The organism is Streptomyces sp., assembly GCF_036524955.1.
Classification (GTDB): domain Bacteria; phylum Actinomycetota; class Actinomycetes; order Streptomycetales; family Streptomycetaceae; genus Actinacidiphila.
In genome coordinates this window covers 1-22,579 of record NZ_DATDBG010000056.1, presented here as the reverse complement: position 1 = coordinate 22,579, position 22,579 = coordinate 1, and the positions used below count along the sequence as shown (strand labels likewise).

The window sequence follows — 22,579 nt, the reverse complement described above, 5'->3', positions numbered from 1 at the left end:
CGAACGTACGGCCCACCCGCCTGACTCCTAGCGGTGCGCGCGCAGCAGCGTGCGGAACGTCCGCATCGCCACCGACAGGCTCGCCAGGTCGAACTCCTCCGCGCCCTGGATCTCCTCCAGCGTGACGCGGGCCCGCCCGATCAGGCCGGCGTTCTTCTCCTCCCAGGCCCGGTAGCGCTGTTCGGGGGTGGCGCCGGGGGTGCCGGCGGCCAGTACGTCCGCGGTGAGGGCCGCGTGCGCCGCGAACAGGTCCTCGCGGACCGCCGAGCGAGCCATGGACTGCCAGCGGTCGGCGCGCGGCAGCAGGATGATCCGGTCGAGCAACTGGGTGATCCCCAGCCGGTCGGCGAGGTCGAAGTAGACCTCGGCCACGTCCAGCGGCTCGTTGCCCGTGCGGTGGGCGACGTCGACGACGTCCAGGATCGGGAAGGCGGCGGAGAACCCGGCGACCCGGTTCGCCAGCTCTTCCGGCACCGCGGCGCTGGTCAGTTCGTCGTGCAGCGTCTGGAACCACTCCAGGTCCGCGCCGCGCAGCAGCTTCGGCAACTGGGACCAGACCAGGGCGACGCCCTCGCCGAAGAAGTCGATCGTCTCGGCGATCCGCAACGGCTGCGGGCGGTTGTTGAGCAGCCAGCGGGTGGCACGCTCCACCAGTCGCCGCGAGTGCAGCCGGATCCGGGTCTGCACGGCGGCGGGGACGATGTTGTCCAGCGACTCCACCTCGTCCCAGATGGACCCCAGGGCGAAGATCGCGCGGGCCGCGGTGTGCGCCCTGACGATCTCGTCGGTGGTGGCGCCGATCTCCTCACGGAAACGCTGCAGGAAGGTGGTACCGCCGGTGTTGACGGTGTCGTTGACGAGGAGGGTGGTGGCGATCTCGCGGCGCAGGGCGTGGTGGTCGATCTGATGTCCGAACCGTTCGCGCAGCGGCACCGGGAAGTACGCGTGCAGCAGAGACCGGAGATAGGGATCGTCGGGCAGGTCGGTGTGGATGAGTTCGTCGGCGGCGGTGATCTTGGCGTAGGCGAGGATCACCGCGATCTCCGGCTGGGTCAGCCCCTGTCCGGCGGCGAGCCGTTCGCGGATCTGCCGGTCGGTGGGCAGGAATTCCAGCGCGCGGTCCAGACGGCCCTCACTCACCAGATGGCGGATGAAGCGCTGGTGGGCGTGGAGCAGACTGGTCGACTGCGCCATGCTGTTGGCGAGAACCACGTTCTGCGCGTAGTTGTTGCGCAGCACCAGGTTCCCGACCTCGTGGGTCATCTCCGCGAGGAGGCTGTTGCGCTGCTTCACGGTCAGGTCGCCGTCGGCGACCACGCTGTTGAGCAGAATCTTGATGTTGACCTCGTGGTCGGAGGCGTCCACGCCGGCGCTGTTGTCAATGGCGTCGGTGTTGATCCGGCCGCCGGTCCGCGCGAACTCGATCCGTCCGAGCTGGGTGAATCCCAGGTTGCCGCCCTCGCCGACCACCCTGACCCGCAGCGCGTCGCCGTCGATGCGGATCGCGTCGTTCGCCTTGTCGCCGGCGTCCGCGTGCGATTCGGTGGAGGCCTTCACATACGTGCCGATGCCGCCGTTCCACAACAGGTCCACCGGGGCCTGGAGAATCGCCTTCATCAGCTCGGCGGGGGTGAGCTTCATGGCGGTGGTCTCGATGCCGAGCGCGGCCCGGATATGCGAGTTCAGCGGGATCGCCTTGGCGGTGCGGGGGAAGACGCCGCCGCCCGGGGAGAGCAGCGAGGTGTCGTAGTCGGCCCAGCTGCTGCGCTCCAGCTCGAACAGCCGGCGGCGCTCCGCGTACGAGGTAGCGGCGTCGGGCTTGGGGTCGATGAAAATGTGCCGGTGGTCGAAGGCGGCGACCAGCCGGATGTGCTCGGACAGCAGCATGCCGTTGCCGAACACGTCCCCCGACATGTCGCCGATACCGACGACGGTGAAGTCCTCTTCCTGGGTGTTGTGGCCCATCTCGCGGAAGTGCCGCTTCACCGATTCCCAGGCACCGGAGGAGGTGATGGCCATCTTCTTGTGGTCGTAACCGACCGAGCCGCCGGAGGCGAACGCGTCGCCCAGCCAGAAGCCGTACTCGCCCGCGACCTCGTTGGCGATGTCGGAGAAGGACGCGGTGCCCTTGTCGGCCGCGACGACCAGGTAGGCGTCGTCCCCGTCGTGCCGGACCACGTCCCGCGGCGGCACGACCTCGCCGGCCACCAGGTTGTCGGTGATGTCGAGCAGGCCGGAGATGAACGTCCGGTACGAGGCGATGCCCTCGGCAAGCCAGGCGTCGCGGTCCACGGCCGGGTCGGGCAGCCGCTTGCCCACGAAGCCGCCCTTGGCGCCGACCGGCACGATGACGGTGTTCTTCACCATCTGCGCCTTGACCAGGCCGAGCACCTCGGTACGGAAGTCCTCACGGCGGTCGGACCAGCGCAGGCCGCCCCGTGCCACCTTGCCGAACCGCAGGTGCACGCCCTCGACGCGCGGCGAGTACACCCAGATCTCGAACGCCGGCCGGGGCGCGGGCAGGTCGGGGATGGCCTGCGGGTCGAACTTCAGCGACAGGTACGGGTGCGGCCTGCCGTCCTGGCCGCGCTGGAAGTAGTTGGTGCGCAGCGTCGCCTTGATGAGGGTGAGGAAGGACCGCAGGATGCGGTCCTCGTCCAGACTGGCGACCTGGTCGAGCGCGCCGTCCAGCTCCTCCAGCAGGCCGTCGGTCAGTTCGCTGCCGGCCCGCTGGTGGTCGGGCGAGAGCCGGGCCTGGAAGAGGTTGACCAGCAGCCGGGTGAGGTGGACGTTGTTGCGGAGGGTGTCCTCCATGTAGTCCTGGCTGAAGGTGGAACCCGCCTGCCGCAGGTACTTGGCATAGGCCCGCAGCACCATCGCCTGCCGCCAGTCCAGACCGGCGCGCAGCACCAGGGAGTTGAAGCCGTCGTTCTCGGCGCGGTGGGTCCAGGTGGCGGCGAACGCCTCCTGGAACCGCCCCCGGGCGTTGTCCAGTGCGGCCATGGGGTCCGGGCCGGCGGTGGGCGGCTGGTCGAGGCGCAGGCCGAAGTCGTAGATCCAGGCACGGGACTGGTCGGCGAGACGCATCTCGTACGGCCGCTCGTCGACCACCTCCACGCCGAGCCGCTGGAGCACGGGGAGGACGGCGGAGAGCGAGACGGGGGCGCCGGTGCGGTAGATCTTGAAGCGGCGCTCCTGGGGGGACGCGCCGACCGGCTCGTACAGGCTGAGGCTGAAGTCGTCGGCGCCCAGGCTCTCGATGTGCTGGAGGTCGGCGACGGCGGAGCGGGGGGTGAAGTCGGCGCGGTAGCCGTCGGGGAACGCCTGCGCGTACCGCCGGCTCAGCTCCGCGGCGCGCTCCTCGCCGCACTCGGCGGTCAGCGCCTCGGCGAATCCGTCGGCCCAGGAGCGGGTGGCGTCCGACAGGCGGTTCTCGATGCGCTCCACGTCGCCGTCGGTGATCAGCGGCAGCGGGGTGCCGGGGTCGACGCGGATCACGAAGTGCAGCCGGGAAAGCACCGATTCGGTGTTCCAGGCGCTGTAGTCGACGCTCTGGCCGCCCAGTTCATCCTGGAGGATGCCGGTCAGCCGCAGCCGTACCGCCGTGGTGTAGCGGTCGCGCGGCAGGTAGACCAGCGCGGAGAAGTAGCGACCGTACTCGTCCTGACGCAGGAACAGCCGGAGTTTGCGGCGCTCCTGGAGGTACAGCACGCTGGTGACGATGGACCGCAGCTCGTCGGTGGGCGTCTGGAACAGCTCGTCGCGCGGGTACGTCTCCAGGATCTGCAGCAGGTCGCGGCCGTCGTGGCTGTCGGGCGAGAACCCGGCGCCCTCCAGCACCTCTTCGACCTTGCGGCGGATGACCGGGACGCGGCGCACCGACTCGGTGTACGCGGCGGAGGAGAACAGCCCGAGGAAGCGGCGCTCGCCGGTCACATTGCCCTCGGCGTCGAACTTCTTGACGCCGACGTAGTCCAGGTACGAGGGCCGGTGGACGGTGGAGCGGCTGTTGGCCTTGGTGAGGATCAGCAGTTTGTGCTCGCGGGCCTTGGCCCGGGCGTCGGCGGGGAGCCTGCTGAACGACGGGGAGTGGGGGTGGCCCGGGTGCTGCGGGTGGCGGGTGGCGTCGCCGTGCGGATGCAGGGGGTCGGAGCGCAGGATACCGAGCCCGGTGCCTGGGACCGCGACCAGCGCGTCCTCCTCGGTGCCGTCGGGGTCGGCCTGGGTGATCAGCTCGTACTCGCGGTAGCCGAGAAAGGTGAAGTGGTCGTCGGCGAGCCAGCGCATCAGCTCCCAGGCTTCGCCGGTCTCCTGTTCGGGCAGCGGCGGCGGGGCGGCGGCCAGTTCGTCGGCGACGGACAGCGCGGCCTGCCGCATCTTCGTCCAGTCCTCGACGGCCTCGCGGACGTCGGACAGTACGCGGCGCAGCTCGGCGGTGATCTCCTGGAGGTCGGCACGGTCGGTCTCGCGGTCGATCTCGACGTGGATCCACGACTCCAGCAGCACGTCGTGCGACAGCGGCTCGTCGTCGGGGCCGCCCACCGAGCCGATCACCTCCAGGAGCTTGCCGGTGACGTCCCGCCGGACCTGGAACTGGGGGTGGAAGACGACGTGGATCGCCCGGTTCGCCTGGGTGAGGGCGTTGGTGACCGAGTCGACGAGGAAGGGCATGTCGTCGGTGACCACCTCGACCACGGTGTGGCTGCACTGCCAGCCGTTCTCCTCGACGGTCGGGGTGTGCACCCGGACGTTCGCGGTGCCCTGGGGGCGCAGTTCCGCGAGCCGGTAGTGGGAGAGCGCGGCGCCGAATACGTCGACCGGATCGCGGTCGACCAGGTCCTCGGGTGCGCTGTGCAGGTAGTAACGCTGGAGAAACGCGGTCAGCGCCTCTGGGCCGAGGCCGTGGCCGGGTGATCCTCCCGCGGGGCTGCTCTCACCTACCCGGGCTGCCCGTTCCAGCAGCTCGGCCTTGGCTTCGTCCAGCTTGGTCTGCATGTCCTCTGACTCCTGTCGCGCGCCGTTGCGTGACGTCGGGTGGTGGCATGACGTCCCTTGACGCAGGGCTTCCGCTATGGGACGACGCTATGCCGGAAAAGAAGTTGCTCGTGCCCATATGCGCGGATTGGTCCCCGTAATGTGGATCACCGGTGACCACGTCGTAAGGCTATCGCTCCACGCCGGGTGCCTGTCATGAGACGTCTTCGTACAAATGCACTGCACACCTTTGGCCCCGCCGGACAGGAACCGGACAGGAACCGGCTGACGACGCGGAGGCGAACGGTTCCGGGCGGCGGGCCCCGCGAGCGGTCAGGAGACCATGCGCTCGGCGCGGTCGACGGCCTCGGCGAGGGTGTCGACCACCGGCACACCCGCCGGTTCCAGGCTCGCCCTGCTGTGGGAACCCCCGGTGTACAGCACGGCGTACGCCCCCACGTGCGCGGCGGCCACCGCGTCGTCGAGAGCGTCGCCGATGACGACGACGCGGCCCGGGTCGACGGCTATCGAGGCGAGGTGGCGGGCCATTTGTACGGCCTTCCCCTCGTTCGACGGCCCGGTGCGGCCGTCGACCCGCACGAAGTGCTCGGTTATGCCGTGCGAGGTGATCATCGGCAGCAACTGCTCGTGCGGGGCGAGCGAGCACAGCGACTGGCTGCGGCCGGCCGCCCGGCGGGTGGCGAGCAGCTCGGCCGCACCGTCGGCGAGACCACAGCGCTCGGCCAGCGTCCAGTAGTGCCGGTGGAAGATGGCATCCATCACGGCCCATTCGGCGTCCGTGGGCAGCCGGCCGATGAGCCGCTCGTAGAACCTGGGCACCGGCACGCAGTACAGCTCGCGGTAGCGGTCGAGCGTGATCGGTGGCAGGCCGAGTTCGGCGAAGGAGGCGTTCGTGGCCTCGATCACCGCGTCGATGTCGTGGAACAGGGTGCCGTTCCAGTCCCACACGAGATGCGCGTTCACATCAGGAACCGTACTCGCGCCGCGCGACAGCCCGTTCCGGGCCTGTGGACAACTTCGGCGCGGCGGGCGCGGATCAGCCGATCAGGTGGGGGATCTCCTGCGTGGCGTACCAGAGCAGTTCGTGGTCCTCGGCGCCGTCGACCGTGAACTGCGCGTCGTCGTCACCGGCGTCGGCCGCGCCCAGCGCGCCGGCCGCGGCGCGCACGTCCGGCTCGGCGTCGTCCGCGTCCACGTGCACGGCCGCGGCCGCGGTCAGCGGCACCTCCCGCGCCAGCCGCACCTCGCCGAGCGAGGCCGGATCCAGACCGCGGTCCGGGTCGTGGCGCACCGCGCCGTCGGCCACGTCCACGGCGATCACCACCCGGCGGCGCGGCACTTCCGGATGAACGGCGAGCAGTCGCAGCGACGCCTGCGCCGCCCGGTTCAGCGCCGCGTACTCGAGTTCCTCGATGTCATCCGAGACGTACCACTCGCGCAGGCTCGGCGTCACGGCGTAGGCGTCAAGCGGTACGGGCCCCACCACACCCGCCTTGTATGCCTCGGCCAGCCCCGCGAGGGTGGTGGGAATGTAGACGCGCATGGCGTAAAGCTTACGGCGGCCACCAGCCTGATAGGTGAATTTGGCTCGGCCGCCGGGCGACGCGGCGGGTGCTTGCCGGGCGGTGCCCGGCGCCCCTAGAACCGGCCTACCAACCGGTAACGAACAGTGGGGAACCGACCATGAGCAGCACCCTGTCCACGCCCGGGGAAGCGCCCGGCGTGCCCGCGCGTCATTCGGCGGCCGAACCCGTACGGCCTCAGCCGGCACGGCCCGCCGGCGCGGTCCGGCCCGCCCCCGCCGCACCTGCACGTTCCGCGCGCGCCGAGCCGGTACCACCACGGCGGCACCCGGCACCCACCCGCACCGCGCCCGCCGCACGCCGGCCGGGAGGCGGCACCGCGCCGCCGGGCCGGCGGGACAGCCGACGGCCCGGGACCCCGCCGCCTGCTGTCGTACGGCCGCTGGCGCCGCATGTGTGGTTCGCCGGGCGGTTGCTGGACGTGCTGACCGGGCGGCAACCACTGACGAGCCTGGCGGGCCGGGTGCGGGACGAGGCGTACCAGGAGTTGTGGGCGCTGCGGGAGTCACGGGCCGACTGGCGGCAGAAGGTGCGGGGCCGTACCCCGGACGTGTACAGCTGCCGGTTCTTCCGGACGGCGGGCGGGGCGCTGGAAGTGGCCGCCGTGGTCCGGCTGGACCGCACCGTCTTCCGGGCTTTGGCCTTCCGCCTGGAACCCGGCGACGGGGAGTCCGGCGCGGGATACGGCGCCGCGCGCTGGCGCTGCACGGCGGTGGCGGCGCGGTGAGGCCGCCCGGAACGCCGGACGGCCGGGTCCCGGGCCTGCGTGGCCCGGCCCCCGGCCGTCCGTTTCAGCGGATGCCGCGCCCCTACTTCTTGCGGCGCCGTCCGCCCTTCTGCGCCCGGCGGCGCTCCGCGCGGGTCGTCGTAACGGACTCGTCGTCGGACGCGGAGCTGCTTCCGTCCACCGAGGCGCCCGCGAAGTCACCCTCCACGATGCCGCCTTCGCCGTCCACCGACGGCGCGGAGAAGTGCAGCCGGTCGGCCCGCTTGGGCGCCTCCAGGCCCTTGGCGCGGATCTCGGGACGCTCCTTGGCCAGCGCCGGGGGCACGTCCTGGATGTCCGCGACGGGCACCGGAACCTCCTCGACCTGCTGCTCGACCTGGACCTCCAGGTTGAACAGGTAGCCGATGGATTCCTCCTTGATGCCGTCCATCATGGCCGTGAACATGTCGTAGCCCTCGCGCTGGTACTCCACCAGCGGGTCGCGCTGCGCCATCGCGCGCAGTCCGATGCCCTCCTGGAGGTAGTCCATCTCGTAGAGGTGCTCGCGCCACTTGCGGTCCAGCACCGACAGCACCACGCGCCGCTCCAGCTCGCGCATGATCTCCTCGCCGAGCTGCTTCTCCCGCTCGGAGTACTGCTCGTGGATGTCGTCCTTGACGGACTCGGCGATGAACTCCGCGGTGATCCCCGCCCGGTCGCCCGCCGCGTCCTCCAGCTCCTCGATGGTGGCCTTGATCGGGTAGAGCTGCTTGAACGCGCCCCACAGCCGGTCGAGGTCCCAGTCCTCGGCGAAGCCCTCCTTGGTCTCGGCGTCGACGTACGCGTCGATGGTGTCGTCCATGAAGTGCTGCACCTGCTCGTGCAGGTCCTCGCCCTCCAGGACCCGGCGGCGCTCGCCGTAGATCACCTCGCGCTGCCGGTTGAGCACCTCGTCGTACTTGAGGACGTTCTTGCGGATCTCGAAGTTCTGCTGCTCGACCTGCGACTGGGCGGAGGCGATCGCGCGGGTCACCATCTTGTTCTCGATCGGCACGTCGTCCGGCACGTTGGCCATGGACATCACGCGCTCGACCATCTGCGCCTTGAACAACCGCATCAGGTCGTCGCCGAGGGAAAGGTAGAAGCGGGACTCGCCGGGGTCGCCCTGGCGACCGCTACGGCCGCGGAGCTGGTTGTCGATCCGCCGCGACTCGTGCCGCTCGGTGCCCAGCACGTACAGGCCGCCGAGCTCCTTGACCTCCTCGTGCTCGGCCTTGACGGCCGCCTCGGCGCGCTCCAGGGCCTCGGGGAGGGCGGCGGCCCACTCCTCGACGTGCTCGCCCGGGTCCAGGCCGCGTTGCCGCAGCTCCGCCTCGGCGAGGTCGTCGGGGTTGCCGCCGAGCTTGATGTCGGTGCCACGGCCGGCCATGTTGGTGGCGACGGTGACCGCGCCCCGGCGGCCGGCCTGCGCGACGATGGACGCCTCACGGTCGTGCTGCTTGGCGTTGAGCACCTCGTGCGGCACGCCGCGCTGGGAGAGCTGCGCCGACAGGTACTCGGACTTCTCCACCGACACGGTGCCGACCAGCACCGGCTGGCCCTTCTCGTGCTTGTCGACGATGTCCTCGACGACCGCCTCGAACTTCGCCTCCTCGGTCCGGTAGATCAGGTCGGGCTTGTCCATGCGCTGCATCGGGCGGTTGGTCGGGATCGGGACCACGCCGAGCTTGTAGATCTGGTGGAACTCGGCGGCCTCGGTCAACGCCGTACCGGTCATGCCGCACAGCTTCGTGTACAGGCGGAAGAAGTTCTGCAGGGTGATCGTGGCAAGGGTCTGGTTCTCGTCCTTGATGTCCACCCCTTCCTTCGCCTCGATCGCCTGGTGCATGCCCTCGTTGTAGCGGCGACCGGCCAGGATGCGGCCGGTGTGCTCGTCGACGATCATGACCTCGCCGTCCATGACGACGTAGTCCTTGTCGTTCTTGTAGAGCTCCTTGGCCTTGATGGCGTTGTTCAGGTAGCCCACGAGCGGGGTGTTCACCGACTCGTAGAGGTTGTCGATGCCCAGCCAGTCCTCGACCTTGGCGACGCCGGACTCGTGGATGGCGACGGTGCGCTTCTTCTCGTCCACGTCGTAGTCGCCGGTCTCCTCCTTGCCCAGGGCCCCGGCCTCTCCGCGGTTGAGCCGGCGCACGAGGCGGGCGAAGTCGCCGTACCACTTGGTGGCCTGGTCGGCCGGGCCCGAGATGATCAGCGGGGTGCGGGCCTCGTCGACCAGGATCGAGTCGACCTCGTCGACGACGGCGAAGTTGTGGCCGCGCTGGACGAGTTCGTCCTTGGACCAGGCCATGTTGTCGCGCAGGTAGTCGAAGCCGAACTCGTTGTTGGTGCCGTACGTGATGTCGCACGCGTACTGCGCGCGGCGCTCGGCGGGCGACATGTTGGCCAGGATGCAGCCGACCTCCAGACCGAGGAACTTGTGCACCCGGCCCATCCACTCGGAGTCGCGCTCGGCCAGGTAGTCGTTGACGGTGATGAGGTGGACGCCGTCGCCGGAGATCGCGTTCAGATACGCGGGCAGAGTGCCGACCAGGGTCTTGCCCTCTCCGGTGCGCATCTCGGCGACGTAGCCGAAGTGCAGGGCCGCGCCGCCCATGAGCTGCACGTCGTAGTGGCGCTGCCCGAGTACCCGCTTGGCGGCCTCACGGACGGTGGCGAATGCCTCGGGAAGCAGGTCGTCGAGGGATTCACCCTCGGCATACCGCTGCTTGTACTCGTCGGTGAGGGCCCTCAGCTCGGCATCGGAGAGGTTGACGAAGTCCTCTTCAATGGAATTGACCTGGTCCGCGATGCGGTGCAGCTTGCGCAGGATCTTGCCTTCACCTGCACGCATGATCTTGCTGATGACGGACACGTAGGCTGGCTCCTTGCCGGTCGGGCCTGGCGCGGTTCCCGCGCCGGCACAGCGGGGTTCTGTATATGGCTGGGCCCTGCTGCAACGGCCATCGTAAGCGAGGAGACCAGCGGGCCGGGAGGCCCGGAGGTGGCAAAAGGGTTTTCCGCGCCACCGGAGCGCTACCGGAGCCGGCGGAGGCTCGGCGATACTCGGCCCCAGATCCCACCTGCCCCTTGTCGGAAGGCACGTCCAGCCATGGAGCCGATCACCCTCACCACCGACCGCCTGCTCCTGCGCCCGCTGGGACCGGCCGACGAGGACGCGGTGTACGCCGCCTGCCAGGACCCGGAGATCCCGCGCTGGACACCGGTCCCCTCACCGTACACGCGCGAGCACGCCGCCGACTTCATCGGCCGGATCGCCCGGGAGGGCTGGCGGGACGGCTCCTTCTACAACTTCGGCGTGTTCACCCGCGACGGCGGCGCGCTGGTCGGCGCCATGGGCCTGGTCCGGCTGGCCGGCGCCCTGCCCGCCCCCAACCACCAGGCAGAGCTGGGCTACTGGACCGCCAAGGAGCAGCGCGGCAAGGGCTACACCGCCGAGGCGGGGCGCGCGGTGTGCTCCTGGGCCTTCACCGCGCTGGGCGCAGAACGCATCGAGTGGTACGCGGAGGCAGGCAACGAGGGCTCCCGGGCGGTGGCCCTGAAGATCGGGTTCCTGATGGAGGGCACGGTCCGCTCGAAGATCATCCACGAGGGGACCCGGCGCGACGCGTGGGTCGGGTCGCTGCTGCCGTCGGACTGGGGACGGGAGAGCGCGACGCCGTACCTGCCGTACGGCGGTCGGTGAGGGGCTGGCGCGGGTTCGCCACGGAGAGGTACGTGGGGTTCGGAGCGGCGAGAGGCCGTGGGGACCGGAACGTGCAGGCAGGAGGGGCGGCCCGTCGCGGATACGTGGGTGCGGGCCGATCATCGCGACCAGCGTGCGGGCCGACTGTCAGTGGTCGGTTCTAGGCTGCGCGCATGACGCTCCAGCCGCCGCCTCAGCTCACCCTGTCCGCCGACGAGGCCCGCAGGACAGCCCTGCACGCTCAGGGGTTCCTCGGTGCTCCCGACCGCCGGGCCGGGACCCGGGGAGTGCTGCGGTCCCTCGGCGCGGTGCAGCTCGACACGATCTCCGTCCTGGCCAGATCGCACGAGCTGATCGCGTACGCCCGGCTCGGCGCGGTCGGCCGCGAGGCTGTGGAGCGCGCGTACTGGACGGACAATCACGCCTTCGAGTACTGGTCGCATGCCGCCTGCATACTCCCCATCGAGGAATGGCCGCATTTCGCCTTCCGCCGCCGGGCCCGGCGGGCGCGCGGGCACCGCTGGCACGTGCTCCAGGACGCCGAGCGCTCCTGCGCCGCGGTCCTGGACCGGCTCCGGGCCGAGGGCCCGCTGACCTCCACTCAGCTCGGCGGTGCGAAGAACGGCGGGCCGTGGTGGGACTGGTCCGAGACGAAGATCGCGGTGGAGTGGCTGCTGGACACCGGCGAGGTGGTGTGCACGCAGCGCCGCGGCTGGAAGCGGGTCTACGACCTCGCCGAGCGCGCCGTACCCGCCGCCCTGCTGCACGACGACATCGACGACGCCGAGTGCCTGCGGCGCCTGGTCGCCCAGGCGGGCGCGGCGCTGGGCGTGGCGACGCGCGCGGACCTCGCGGACTACCACCGGCTCAAGGGGGAGCAGGTGGCGGCGGTGATCGAGGGCACCGGTCTGGTGCCGGTCGAGGTGGCGGGGTGGGGGAAGCCGGCCTGGGCCCATCCCGCGGCGCTGGCCGAAGGGCCACGCGGCCGGCACCGTACGACGCTGCTGTCGCCCTTCGACTCGCTGATCTGGGACCGGCCACGCACCGAACGGCTGTTCGGCTTCACCCACCGGCTGGAGGCGTACGTCCCGAAGCCCAAGCGGATCCACGGCTACTTCGCGATGCCGCTGCTGGCGGGCGGCAAGCTGGTGGGCCGGGTCGATCCGGCACGGGAGGGCCGGACCTTGGTGGCCAGGCAGGTCTCGCTGGACGGCCCGAAGGCAGTCCAGCCCGCGGCGGACGCGATCGCCGAGGCGGCCGGCTGGGTCGGCTGCGTGGAGGCCCGGGTGGAACGGGTGCTGCCCGAAACGCTCCGTGAGCCGCTGGTGACAGCGGTGAAGCGCACCCACGACCGCCGGTAGCCGCCACCAGGCGGGCCCACAGCGCTCGGCGCAGTTCCCCATGGGCGCCGCCCGCGGTAGGCGCGGACCAGCGGCTCGACGACCCTGGTCGGCAGGCCTGAGGGCTGCCTCCCGGCGCTGTCCCGTCGTCCCGCTAGCGGATCTCCAGGATCTTCTCGCGCATCGCGTACACCACGGCTTCCATCCGCGAGTGCAGTTGCAGCTTCTCCAGGATGTTGCGCACATGGTTCTTCACGGTGTTCTCACTGATGAAGAGTTCCTTGGCGATGTCCCGGTTGTTCATGCCGGTGGCCACCAGCTTGAGCACTTCCAGCTCGCGGTCGGTGAGCTTGGGCGCGGGCAGCAGCCGCCGCTCGTCGGTGCGCTGGATCATCGACTTGAACTCGGTCAGCAGCTTCGACGCCATCGACGGGCTGATCTGCGACTGACCGTCGGCGACCGCCCGGATCGCGGTGGCCACCTCGTCGGTGGAGATCTCCTTGAGGAGGTAGCCGGTGGCACCGGCCTTGATCGCCTCGTAGAGGTCGGCTTCCTCGTCGCTTATCGTCAACATGATGATCTTGGCGCTGGGGGCGACCTCCTTGATGGAGGTGCAGGCCTCGATCCCACCGCGGCGGGGCATCCTGACGTCCATCAGCACGATGTCGGGCAGCAGGTCGGCAGCCTTCTCCACGGCCTCCGCGCCGTCCCCGGCCTCCCCGATGACCTGGATGTCCTCCTCCTGTGCGAGGACGATCTCCAGGCCCCGCCGGAACAGCGCGTGATCGTCGACCACGAGCACCCGGATCGGTTCCGCGCGAGCCGACCCCGCGGGCTCCTCATAGGCAGCCGGACCGCGCTCGCCGGAAGCCCCGTGTTCGACGTCCGGCATCAGACTCCTCCCCCTCGGACCAGAGTTGACCACTGGTCCAGCATTGCACGTCCCGGCGCGGTGGTGCCCCCAGGACGAACCCGGGGGCACCTGGCTGCCGCCTGTCTGCCGCCTGCCTGTTGCCGGATGCGGCTCAGGCCAGCGGTGGGCTCAGCGGTGCAGGGCGCCGCCCGCGCCGGACGGTGCCCCCGTCCCCGTCTCGTCCGCGTTCAGATGGATCACGCCGTAGTCGTAGCCGTGCCGCCGGTAGACCACGCTGGGCTGCTTGGTCTCACTGTCCACGAACAGGTAGAAGTCGTGCCCGACCAGTTCCATCTCGTAGAGCGCCTGGTCGAGCGCCATGGGCGCGGCGACGTGGGTCTTCTCCCGCACCACCAGCGGGCCCTCGCCGCGTACCTCCAGCGGACCGATCCTCATGGTGGGGACGCTCTCCCCGGCCTGGTCGGTGCCGGACTCCTCTTCCCCCCGGGCGCGGGTCACCTCCGGTACGGCCGTGGCCGCCTCGGCGACCGACATCCGGCCGTTCCCACGGCGGGTGTGCCGCTTGCTGGCGGCCTTGCGCAGCCGGGCTTCCAGCTTGGTCACCGCCACGTCCAGCGCCGCGTACGGATCGGCGGCGGCAGCCTCGGCGCGGACCACGGGACCGCGGGTGTTCAGTGTGATCTCCACCCGGTCGGAATGGTCCGCCTGCCGGGGGTTGAGCTCCTTGGACACCTCGACGTCGAGGCTGATCACCTTGCCGTCGAGCTTCTGGATCTTGTCCAGTTTCTCGGCCACGTGCTTGCGGAACCTCTCGGGCACCTCTGTCTTACGGCCTTTGACGACGATGTCCACGCAGAACTCCGTTCCCGGACCGCCTCCTGTGCCGGAGGGCGGTCCCTTTCCTGAGGCCGGTCCGGGTAGCACTCCCGTCCGGCGCTGCGTAAGCTGCCGCTCCGCCTCCCGGGCTGTCGGGTACCGCGAAGCTGCGGCTTTCACCTCCTTCTGCCCCACCGGGAAGATCAACACCCCCGGTATCGCCTTGCCTCACCCCCGAACATAGTCCTGGAGTGTGCCGGTCGGCATCCCCAGCGACGCCCTACCTCCATTCGGGTGAAATCCCCCTGCGCTACCTCCTGAGATCCCGTCCGAGTGGACTCACGGAGCGTGCGGTCCCGCCACCACGGCCGCTCCGGCCACCCGTCCTCCGGCAGCGGCCACGGCGCCCGCCGCCGCGCTCAAGGACGCCCCCGTGGTCACGAGGTCGTCCACGAGCACCACCGGGGCCCCCTCCAGCAGCATCACGGAGCAGCCGACGGCCACCAGCGCACCGGACAGGTTGGCCAGCCGTCCGGCAGCGGTCAGCGCGGACTGGTCGGCGACGGGCCGCCACTGCCGCAGCACGGACACCGCCCGGGCCGGCACCCCCTGCCGTCGCAGTTCCCGGGCCGCCGCCCGGGCCATCCGGGCGATGGCGTCGTGCCCCCGCCGGGCCACCGCCCGCCGCGCCGAGGGCACCGGCACCAGCAGCACCGGTCCGGTGACGCCCACCCGCAGAACCGCCCCGGCCAGTGCCGTGCCCAGCGGCCGGGCCAGCCCCAGCGCGCCCCGCTCCTTGTGCGCCAGGACCACGGCCCGCACCTCGTCCGCGTACCGGCCCGCGGCCCAGACCGGTGGCAGCCCGGGCGGCTCCGGTGACGGACGTACTCGCCGCGCCGAGGCCGCCCCGCCCAGCAGCCCACGGCACCGCTCGCACAGTTCCGTCCGCGGATGCCCGCACCCCGCGCAGTCCACCGGCAGCACCAGCCCGGTGATCTCCTGCCACCAGCCCCGCATGAATCCAGCATGAGGGCCGGGGAGAGTATGCCGCCAGTCACCTTTTCGTGCCTGTGGAAAACTTCGGTCGGGTCGCTGTCGCCGCTATCCCGGGTAGACCGGGCTGCCGCCCTTCGGCGTGACCTGCTTCCAGTTGGCGTCCGCAGGCAGCCGGTAGACATTCCGGTCGTACGACGCCAGCAGCGGCCGGGTCTGGTCCTCCGAGGCCGCGACCGACGCCGCCTCGCTCACTCCCTGCAACGCGCCGCTCGCCGAGCCGTCCGTGTTCACGTACTGGATCTGCTGCACCCCGCCGAGCTCACTGCCCAGCACCACCAAGCGGCTCGCGCCCGCCCACGACACGGACTTGACGGTCTCGCCGGGAGGCGTGAGGGCGCGAAGGCCCGTCACGGAGAACTCCGGGTGCTGGAGGGTGCCGCCGCGCTCGATCCGGCCGAGTTGCAGCATCGTATGGCCGTCCTTCGCAACGACGAGCGCGATCCGCACCCCGTCGGAGGCGACGCGCAGCGACTCCACCCGCCCGTCGATCTCCGGAACGGACACCTCAGCGGGCGATCCACCGCCGTTGCGCAGCATCAGCAGCTTCGCCGCGGTGGGATCGCGGTCGGCCACCCACAGGTCGCCGAAACCGTCCCAGCTGGGCGCGCTCAGCCCGTTCCGCACGGCACTGGTCACGACCGGCGGACCGAGAGGCCGGTCGTCGACGAGCGAGCCGACCACCATCTGACGGCCGCCCGTCCGTACGCCGGCAGCCGTCCGCCCGTCGCGGCTGACCGCGGCCGAGCGCAGATCGGGCTTGTTCACACCGAACGGGCCGGTCACCGCGTTCGCCTGGGTGCTCTCCGCGGACAGCTCCATCAGGCGGTGCTGGGCGTCGTCGCTGATGAAGTACTGTCCGCCCGCTGAGCCCACCAGGTTCTCCGGGCCGTAGGACCGGGCCCGGGCGCTGGGCAGGACGCATGCCCTCGAGCCGTCAGCCCGCAGTATCTCCGCCGAGGTCAGTTTCGCCGACGCCTGGGCCTGCACGGTGGCGAAGAGCTGCGCCGCCAGCCCTGTGCACCGCTGCCCGCGCAACCCGTCGGCGGCATGGTCGAGACGCACCTTGAGGTGCTGCGAGTCATCGAGGGTGACGCCGTGGTCGGGACCCTTGTCGTACAGCCGCACCCCGGCCGGTGCCGCCGTGTACGCCACCGGGTCCAGCCAGTCCGTCGGACCGCCGAGCAGTGCCGACACCGTGGCCGCCAGCGAATCGGTCTGGTTGCGCAGATACACCGGGTCGGCGACCAGCGTCTCCAGCGTGCTGCCGTAGCGCTGGGCGTCGGAGCCGAGGTCGGCGAAGTAGTACATGTTCGCCGAGTGGTAGATCCGCTGGAAGTCCGACTCGGACAGCACCAGGCCGTCGTCCAGCTCGTCGATCCGCCACTCGTTGTTCTCCCTGGTCAGGTGGAACGAGGTGTCGAACGCGGTCTGGTCCGGCTGGTAGGTGTGCTTGGTGTCGACCACGGCTGCCTTCGTCCCGGACAGCGCGACCTTCGCCCACCCCTCCCTGCGGTTCGTGCCCGCGTCGTCCTGGGACTGGAGCACACCGGAGTACACGGTGATCTTCGCCAGCGGATTCCAGCGCTTCTGCAAATCCTTCGAGAGGTACTTCTTCGCCGTGGCGAAGTCCTCCTCACTGCTGGTCGTCGCCTCCAGGAAACCGCTGACGATTTCGGACGCGGTCTCACCCGGGCCCGGGGGGATACCGAACACCCGCACCTGGGAGTCGGCGTCCGCGCGCGGCCCGTCGCCGACCTTGCGCACCTCGCCGCCACTGGGCATCGAGGCGCACCCGGACAGCAGCAGCACCGCGCACAACGGCAGCCAGCCGTGACGCACCAGCCGTCGTCGGCCCCCCAAAAACCGCATCAGACGCCGTCCTCCTGAACCGTTTCCCTGCGCTCCACGACCCGAGCGCCGTTGCCGGGCAGCGCCGCCGGGTCCGCGGTCGGCGGCGGAGCATTCGGCATCGGCGGTAGAGCCGGTATCGCGGGCATCTGCGGCGCGAGCGTCCCGTTCTGCCGCGCCCGGCCGCCGTCCACCGCGCCGCCGTCCCCGGCGGACGCCCGCGGTACGGCCGGACCCAGCGGCGCGGCGGCCCTGGCCGGCAGGCCCGAGGAGGTCAGCCCGCGGTTGCGCCACGAATCGTCCGGCTCCAGCGGTATCGGCGAGCCGCGCAGGCTGTCACCGGCGGTACGCGGCAGCGTCATCCGGAACTGCGAGCCGCCGCCCGGCTCGCCCCACGCCTGGAGCCAGCCACCGTGCAGCCGCGCGTCCTCCACGGCGATGGACAGGCCGAGCCCGGTGCCGCCGGTGGTGCGCGCCCGCGCGGGATCGGCCCGCCAGAAGCGGTTGAACACCCGCGTCGCCTCGCCCGGCTTCAACCCGACTCCGTAGTCCCGTACCGCGACCGCCACCGCACCGTCGGCCGTCGCCAGCCGGACCACCACGTCCCGTCCTTCTCCGTGCTCGATGGCGTTGACCACGAGGTTGCGCAGCACGCGCTCGACCCGGCGGGGGTCGGCCTCGGCGATCACCGGCTGCGCGTCACCGCGTACGACCACCCGGCTGCCCTTGCGCTCGGCCAGTGGCTCCGCCGCGTCCACCACCCGGCGTACGACTTCGCGCAGGTCTATCGGTTCCGCGGCGAGTTCAGCGGCGCCCGCGTCGAACCGGCTGATCTCCAGCAGGTCGGACAGCAGTGACTCGAACCGGTCCAACTGGTTCTGCAGCAGCTCCGCGGACCGGGCAGTCACCGGGTCGAAGTCGGTACGCGCGTCGTGGATGACGTCGGCGGCCATCCGTACCGTCGTCAGGGGGGTCCGCAACTCGTGCGAGACGTCCGAGACGAAACGGCGCTGCATCCGCGACAGGTCCTCCAGTTGCTGGATCTTGACCTGGAGGTTCTGCGCCATCTTGTTGAAGGACTCGCCGAGGCGCGCGATGTCGTCCTCGCCGGTGACCTCCATACGCTCCTGGAGCCGCCCCGCCGCGAGCCGCTCCGCGATGCCGGCCGCCATCCGCACCGGCGTGACGACCTGCCGCGTCACCAGCCAGGCGATCGCGCCGAGCAGCACCACCACGAATATCCCCGCGGTCGCCAGCGTGCCCTTGACGAGGCCGAGCGTCTTCTCCTCCTGATCGAAGGGGAAGAGGTAGTAGAGCTGGTAGGTCTTGCCGTTGATGTCCGTCAGGCGCTTGCCGACGGCCAGCGCGGGCCGTGGCGGGCTGCCGTCGTCGGTCTTGGCCATCGTGTACTGCTTGAGTGCGCCCGTGTGCGTCTCGACTGCTTCGATGAGCGACTGGGGGATGCTCTGCTCGGGCACCACCCGGCCGGAGCTGCGCGGGCCTCGTGCGTTGACGCTGCCCTCGCCCAGGGACTGATCGTCGTTCGCACCCGGGCTGCGCGCGACGATCCAGTACACGCCCTTGCCACCGCTCGCGAACTGCTCGACCAGGTGGTTCAGCCAGATCCCGGAGTCCACCGAGCCGTAGGGCGTCGTGGAACCCGACGCGTCCTGCGACTGGCTGCCCTTGTCGGCCATGTCCTGCGCGATGGAGAAACCACCGGTCGCCTGGTTGGTGGCCGCCTTCTCCTTGGCGTCCAGCAGACCGTTCTTCACCTGTCCGATGACCACGAAGCCGAGCAGCAGGACCACGCCCAGCGACATCAGCAGGGTGAAGGCGACGACCCTCAGCTGCAGGTTCCGCCGCCACAGCCGCGTCGCCGGCTGGACCGGTCGCCGTACCCAGCGCACGAACGAGCGGATCACCGGCCGCAGGCCCCGCAGGGGGTCGGCCAGCCGGCTCTCCAACCGCTCACGCTCGTACGACGCGCACATCTCAGCCCGGTCCCGCCTTGTACCCCACACCCCGGACGGTCACCACGATCTCCGGACGCTCAGGATCCTGCTCCACCTTGGACCGCAGCCGCTGCACATGCACATTGACCAGCCGGGTGTCCGCCGCGTGCCGGTACCCCCAGACCTGTTCGAGCAGCACCTCACGGGTGAACACCTGCCACGGCTTGCGCGCCAGCGCCACCAGCAGGTCGAACTCCAGCGGGGTGAGCGCGATGGGGTGCCCGTCCCGCTTCACCGAGTGCCCGGCCACGTCGATGACCAGGTCGCCTATGGTGAGCTGCTCCGGCGTGGGCTCCTCGGCCCGCCGCAGCCGTGCCCGCACCCGCGCGACCAGCTCTTTCGGCTTGAACGGCTTGATCACATAGTCGTCGGCGCCCGATTCCAGGCCGACCACCACATCCACCGTGTCACTCTTCGCCGTGAGCATGACGATCGGCACGCCCGACTCCGCCCGGATCTGACGGCACACGTCAATGCCGTCCCGCCCGGGCAGCATCAGGTCGAGGAGGACCAGATCGGGCTTGGTCTCCCGAAAAGCCGCCAGCGCCTTGTCCCCGTCCGCGCAGAACGACGGCTCGAAACCCTCTCCACGCAGCACGATGCCGAGCATCTCTGACAGCGCAGTGTCGTCGTCGACGACCAGGACACGTCCCTTCATACTGATCATCATCCCATTTGCAGTTCGATGCTCGTGACCTGCGGTGATCGAGGTCACGCTACGCGACCATTGTCCATGGTTGTCAGCACATGCACTGTCACCCCGTGCCAGCCTGTGGATAACTTGTGCGAGACACCCCGGACCGACCCTATGCGATCCCTTGTCTCCCTTGGGCGGAATCCTTTCAGCGAGCTGTCGTCCGCCGCCCTAGGCCAGGGGTTGCCCGGTCGTCTGGCCGCACACCGCCGCCAACGACTCGGCCGTGACCGGCGACACCACCCCGTTCTCCGTCACGATCGCCGTGATCAGTTCCGGCGGCGTCACGTCGAACGCCGGGTTGTACGCCTGTGTGCCCAGCGGCGACGGCGCCAGATCCGTCACCTCGCTGCCGGCCCGCTGCTCCACCTCGATCGACGCGCCGTCCGGTGTGCCCAGATCAACCGTCGTCGTCGGTGCTACCACCACGAACGGAACGTGGTGGTAGCGCGCGAGCACCGCCAGCGGATAGCTGCCGACCTTGTTCGCGGTCGAGCCGTCCGCCGCGATCCGGTCCGCCCCGATCAGCACCGCGTCCACCTCACCGGCGGTGAACAGCGACCCCGCGGCGCTGTCCACGAGCAGCGTGTACGGCATCCCCGCCCGCGCCGCCTCGTACGCCGTCAGCCGCGCGCCCTGCAACAGCGGCCGGGTCTCGTCCACCCACAACCGCCGCAGCTCCCCCACCCGATGCGCGGCCATGACCACGCCAAGTGCGGTGCCTTCCCCACCGGACACCAAGGCGCCCGTATTGCAGTGCGTCAGAATCCGGTACCCGCCACCTGGCACCAGCTCCGCCAGCAACCGTCCGCCGTACTCGGCCATCGCCGTACTCGCCGCCGCGTCCTGCGCGTGCAGTGCCCGCGCCTCGGCGAGCGCCGCAGCCGCCGCCTGATCGGGTGAGGCCTGTTCGTACGCCGCCACGGCCCGGCGCACACCGTACGCCAGGTTGACGGCCGTAGGCCGGGCGTGTGCGAGGAGATCGGCGGCCTCGAGTACGTCGTACCCGCGCGCCGCCGCGAGTGCGATCCCGTACGCCCCGGCCAGTCCCAGCACCGGCGCGCCCCGTACGGCGAGGGCACGTATCGCCGCTACGAGCGCCTGCACGTCGGTACAGACCAACTCGACCTCCTCCTGAGGAAGTCGGGTCTGATCGAGCAACACGAGGACCGGCCCCTCGGGGGGCTCCTCCCATCGCAGTGCGGGAACCATGCCGAGTTCTGATTGCGCGAATTGATCACCCATCCCTTCAGTCTGCCCTGTCAGGCAGGGATGACGGCAGCCCATGACACGATGGCGCCCAAGCACGACGGCAGCGACGAGAACACGAGCAACACGAAGGGGCAGCCTCCGATGACCAACTCTCCGGGCTGGGCATCGCCCGGATCCTCCGACTCGCCCGAGCCGGACGACGGCGACAGCCTTTCTTCTTCCACACCATCAGGTTCCGGTACGTCACCAGGCCCGTCCGCGGCGCCCGTGCCGTCCGGGCGGGGCTCAGGGGAAGGCGCGGCATCACACGGGCAACCGCAGAGCGCGCGGCAGGACGCGACGCCGCCGGCTTCGGGCGGGCGCGCCGTCTGGTCGCAACGGCAGCCGCCGCCCAGCAACGGGTGGGCCCAGTGGGGTTCCCCACCCAGTGCGCAGCCGCCGCAGCAGCACGGAGGTCCGCGCTGGGGACCCACGGCCCCCGGCAGCCAGCAGCAGGGGCCGTGGAACAAGCCTGCGGCGCCCAAGCCCGGCGTGATTCCGCTGCGACCGCTCGCCGTGGGCGAGATGCTGGACGGCGCCGTCGCCACACTTCGCCTGCACTGGCGGGCCATCCTCGGCGTCACCCTCGCTGTCGCACTGGTCACCGAAACGGTCGGCGTCGTCGTACAGGGCCTCTTCATCGACGACACCCGCATCAAGAACCTCCAGGACAACCCCGACCCGAGTGTCAGCGACCTCCTGCACGCCCTCAGCGGCACCGCCGCAGGTTCCGGCCTGACCGCCCTGGTCTTCCTCATCGGCTGGCTCATCGCCACCGCGATGCTCACCGTGGTCACCAGTCGCGCGGTACTCGGTCGCACCGTCACCAGCGGCCAGGCATGGCGTGACGCCCGGCCGCGCCTGCCGCAGCTCATCGGCCTCGCACTGCTGCTGCCGCTGATCGGCTGCGGTGTGCTGGCAGCGGCGGTTCTCCCGGGCACGCTGATCGCCCTCGCCGGTGCGGCCAGCGGGGGCGCCGCCCTGGCCTCGCTCGGTCTGCTGAGCGGACTCGCCGTGATGATCTGGCTGCTCGTGCAGTGGAGCCTGGCGGCGCCCGCGCTGATGCTGGAAAAGCAGGGTGTCGTGGCCGCGATGAAGCGCTCGGCGAAGCTCGTGCACGGCTCGTGGTGGCGCGTCCTCGGCATCCAGTTCCTCGCCGCCCTCCTCACTTACCTCGTGTCGGCCATCGTCGCGACACCCATCACCCTCATCGGCGAGGCAGTGACCGGTGACGACGGCTTCAGCTCATTCCTGTCGGGCGGCAGCGCCCCCGGATGGTCCTTCCTCATTCTTTCAGGTGTCGGAGCGGTCATCGGCGCGACCATCACCCTTCCGGTCAGCGCCGGCGTTACCGCGCTCCTCTACATGGATCAGCGCATCCGCCGCGAGTCCCTGGACCTCGACCTCGCGCGTGCGGCGAAGGAGAACTCCCCGGAGAAATAAGCAGGGAGTTTGCCGGTGCAGACAGCAAAAAAGCTCGGGTCCCCCAGATAAATCCGGGGGACCCGAGCTCAATATTTGTTCGGCGGTGTCCTACTCTCCCACAGGGTCCCCCCTGCAGTACCATCGGCGCTGAAAGGCTTAGCTTCCGGGTTCGGAATGTAACCGGGCGTTTCCCTAACGCTATGACCACCGAAACACCATGAAACACACACC

Annotated in this window: 15 protein-coding genes and 1 rRNA gene; 4 read left to right on the top strand and 12 right to left on the bottom strand. The window is 70.4% G+C overall.

Annotated elements, in window-relative coordinates; translation table 11 throughout:
• Positions 1-27: 27 nt before the first annotated feature.
• From VIW71_RS04530 to VIW71_RS04520, 3 genes are all read right to left on the bottom strand, one after another.
• The gene (locus VIW71_RS04530; protein ID WP_331620647.1) at positions 28-4,995 is read right to left on the bottom strand and encodes an NAD-glutamate dehydrogenase; all 4,968 of its coding nucleotides are present in this window, start codon (positions 4,993-4,995) and stop codon (positions 28-30) included.
• A 312-nt stretch (positions 4,996-5,307) separates the two neighbouring features.
• Positions 5,308-5,958: an HAD family hydrolase gene (locus tag VIW71_RS04525; protein WP_331620646.1), complete on the bottom strand. Its 651-nt coding sequence runs from the start codon at positions 5,956-5,958 to the stop codon at positions 5,308-5,310.
• A gap of 73 nt (positions 5,959-6,031) precedes the next feature.
• Positions 6,032-6,538 (bottom strand): DUF6912 family protein, encoded by a 507-nt coding sequence (locus tag VIW71_RS04520; protein ID WP_331620645.1) that lies wholly within the window; start codon positions 6,536-6,538, stop codon positions 6,032-6,034.
• Positions 6,539-6,678: 140 nt separating this feature from the next.
• Here VIW71_RS04520 and VIW71_RS04515 point away from each other — a divergent pair, with 140 nt between their 5' ends.
• The gene (locus tag VIW71_RS04515; RefSeq protein WP_331620644.1) at positions 6,679-7,305 is read left to right on the top strand and encodes an Rv3235 family protein; all 627 of its coding nucleotides are present in this window, start codon (positions 6,679-6,681) and stop codon (positions 7,303-7,305) included.
• 82 nt (positions 7,306-7,387) lie between these two features.
• Here VIW71_RS04515 and secA read toward each other — a convergent pair whose 3' ends face one another.
• Positions 7,388-10,198 carry a preprotein translocase subunit SecA gene (gene secA / locus VIW71_RS04510; protein WP_331620643.1) on the bottom strand — a complete coding sequence of 937 codons (2,811 nt, stop codon included), beginning with the start codon at positions 10,196-10,198 and terminating at the stop codon, positions 7,388-7,390.
• Positions 10,199-10,435: 237 nt separating this feature from the next.
• On the opposite strand from secA, the gene VIW71_RS04505 reads away from it, so the two are divergent.
• Both VIW71_RS04505 and VIW71_RS04500 read left to right on the top strand, forming a co-directional pair.
• Positions 10,436-11,029, top strand: a complete 594-nt coding sequence (locus VIW71_RS04505; protein ID WP_331620642.1) for a GNAT family N-acetyltransferase — start codon at positions 10,436-10,438, stop codon at positions 11,027-11,029.
• 173 nt (positions 11,030-11,202) lie between these two features.
• On the top strand, positions 11,203-12,390 hold the full coding sequence (locus VIW71_RS04500) for a winged helix-turn-helix domain-containing protein (protein WP_331620641.1): 1,188 nt from the start codon (positions 11,203-11,205) through the stop codon (positions 12,388-12,390).
• Between the two features lie 133 nt (positions 12,391-12,523).
• Here VIW71_RS04500 and VIW71_RS04495 read toward each other — a convergent pair whose 3' ends face one another.
• From VIW71_RS04495 to mtnA, 7 genes are all read right to left on the bottom strand, one after another.
• Positions 12,524-13,261 (bottom strand): response regulator transcription factor, encoded by a 738-nt coding sequence (locus VIW71_RS04495; RefSeq protein ID WP_331620640.1) that lies wholly within the window; start codon positions 13,259-13,261, stop codon positions 12,524-12,526.
• Positions 13,262-13,411: 150 nt separating this feature from the next.
• Complete coding sequence (gene hpf, locus VIW71_RS04490; RefSeq protein ID WP_331620639.1) at positions 13,412-14,095, bottom strand: ribosome hibernation-promoting factor, HPF/YfiA family; 684 nt, start codon at positions 14,093-14,095, stop codon at positions 13,412-13,414.
• Positions 14,096-14,398: 303 nt separating this feature from the next.
• The gene (locus VIW71_RS04485) at positions 14,399-15,076 is read right to left on the bottom strand and encodes a ComF family protein (RefSeq protein ID WP_331620638.1); all 678 of its coding nucleotides are present in this window, start codon (positions 15,074-15,076) and stop codon (positions 14,399-14,401) included.
• A gap of 84 nt (positions 15,077-15,160) precedes the next feature.
• The gene (locus VIW71_RS04480) at positions 15,161-16,984 is read right to left on the bottom strand and encodes an LpqB family beta-propeller domain-containing protein (protein WP_331620637.1); all 1,824 of its coding nucleotides are present in this window, start codon (positions 16,982-16,984) and stop codon (positions 15,161-15,163) included.
• Complete coding sequence (mtrB, locus tag VIW71_RS04475) at positions 16,984-18,957, bottom strand: MtrAB system histidine kinase MtrB (protein ID WP_331620636.1); 1,974 nt, start codon at positions 18,955-18,957, stop codon at positions 16,984-16,986. The genes VIW71_RS04480 and mtrB overlap by 1 nt, the downstream gene beginning before the upstream one ends.
• Position 18,958: 1 nt before the next feature.
• Positions 18,959-19,648, bottom strand: a complete 690-nt coding sequence (gene mtrA, locus VIW71_RS04470) for an MtrAB system response regulator MtrA (protein WP_331620635.1) — start codon at positions 19,646-19,648, stop codon at positions 18,959-18,961.
• 195 nt (positions 19,649-19,843) lie between these two features.
• Positions 19,844-20,917, bottom strand: a complete 1,074-nt coding sequence (gene mtnA, locus VIW71_RS04465; protein WP_331620634.1) for an S-methyl-5-thioribose-1-phosphate isomerase — start codon at positions 20,915-20,917, stop codon at positions 19,844-19,846.
• A gap of 522 nt (positions 20,918-21,439) precedes the next feature.
• On the opposite strand from mtnA, the gene VIW71_RS04460 reads away from it, so the two are divergent.
• Positions 21,440-22,366: a glycerophosphoryl diester phosphodiesterase membrane domain-containing protein gene (locus VIW71_RS04460; RefSeq protein ID WP_331620633.1), complete on the top strand. Its 927-nt coding sequence runs from the start codon at positions 21,440-21,442 to the stop codon at positions 22,364-22,366.
• A 77-nt stretch (positions 22,367-22,443) separates the two neighbouring features.
• On the opposite strand, the gene rrf is transcribed toward VIW71_RS04460, so the two are convergent.
• Positions 22,444-22,560 (bottom strand): 5S ribosomal RNA (gene rrf / locus VIW71_RS04455).
• Positions 22,561-22,579: the final 19 nt, after the last annotated feature.

Coding starts and splice junctions, on each gene's coding strand:
- VIW71_RS04495 (WP_331620640.1), bottom strand. CDS start 13,261: ATGCCGGACGTCGAACACGGGGCTTCCGGCGAGCGCGGTCCGGCTGCC.
- mtrB (WP_331620636.1), bottom strand. CDS start 18,957: ATGTGCGCGTCGTACGAGCGTGAGCGGTTGGAGAGCCGGCTGGCCGAC.
- VIW71_RS04530 (WP_331620647.1), bottom strand. CDS start 4,995: ATGCAGACCAAGCTGGACGAAGCCAAGGCCGAGCTGCTGGAACGGGCA.
- VIW71_RS04500 (WP_331620641.1), top strand. CDS start 11,203: ATGACGCTCCAGCCGCCGCCTCAGCTCACCCTGTCCGCCGACGAGGCC.
- VIW71_RS04480 (WP_331620637.1), bottom strand. CDS start 16,984: ATGCGGTTTTTGGGGGGCCGACGACGGCTGGTGCGTCACGGCTGGCTG.
- VIW71_RS04515 (WP_331620644.1), top strand. CDS start 6,679: ATGAGCAGCACCCTGTCCACGCCCGGGGAAGCGCCCGGCGTGCCCGCG.
- mtnA (WP_331620634.1), bottom strand. CDS start 20,917: ATGGGTGATCAATTCGCGCAATCAGAACTCGGCATGGTTCCCGCACTG.
- VIW71_RS04520 (WP_331620645.1), bottom strand. CDS start 6,538: ATGCGCGTCTACATTCCCACCACCCTCGCGGGGCTGGCCGAGGCATAC.
- VIW71_RS04505 (WP_331620642.1), top strand. CDS start 10,436: ATGGAGCCGATCACCCTCACCACCGACCGCCTGCTCCTGCGCCCGCTG.
- mtrA (WP_331620635.1), bottom strand. CDS start 19,648: ATGATGATCAGTATGAAGGGACGTGTCCTGGTCGTCGACGACGACACT.
- VIW71_RS04485 (WP_331620638.1), bottom strand. CDS start 15,076: ATGCGGGGCTGGTGGCAGGAGATCACCGGGCTGGTGCTGCCGGTGGAC.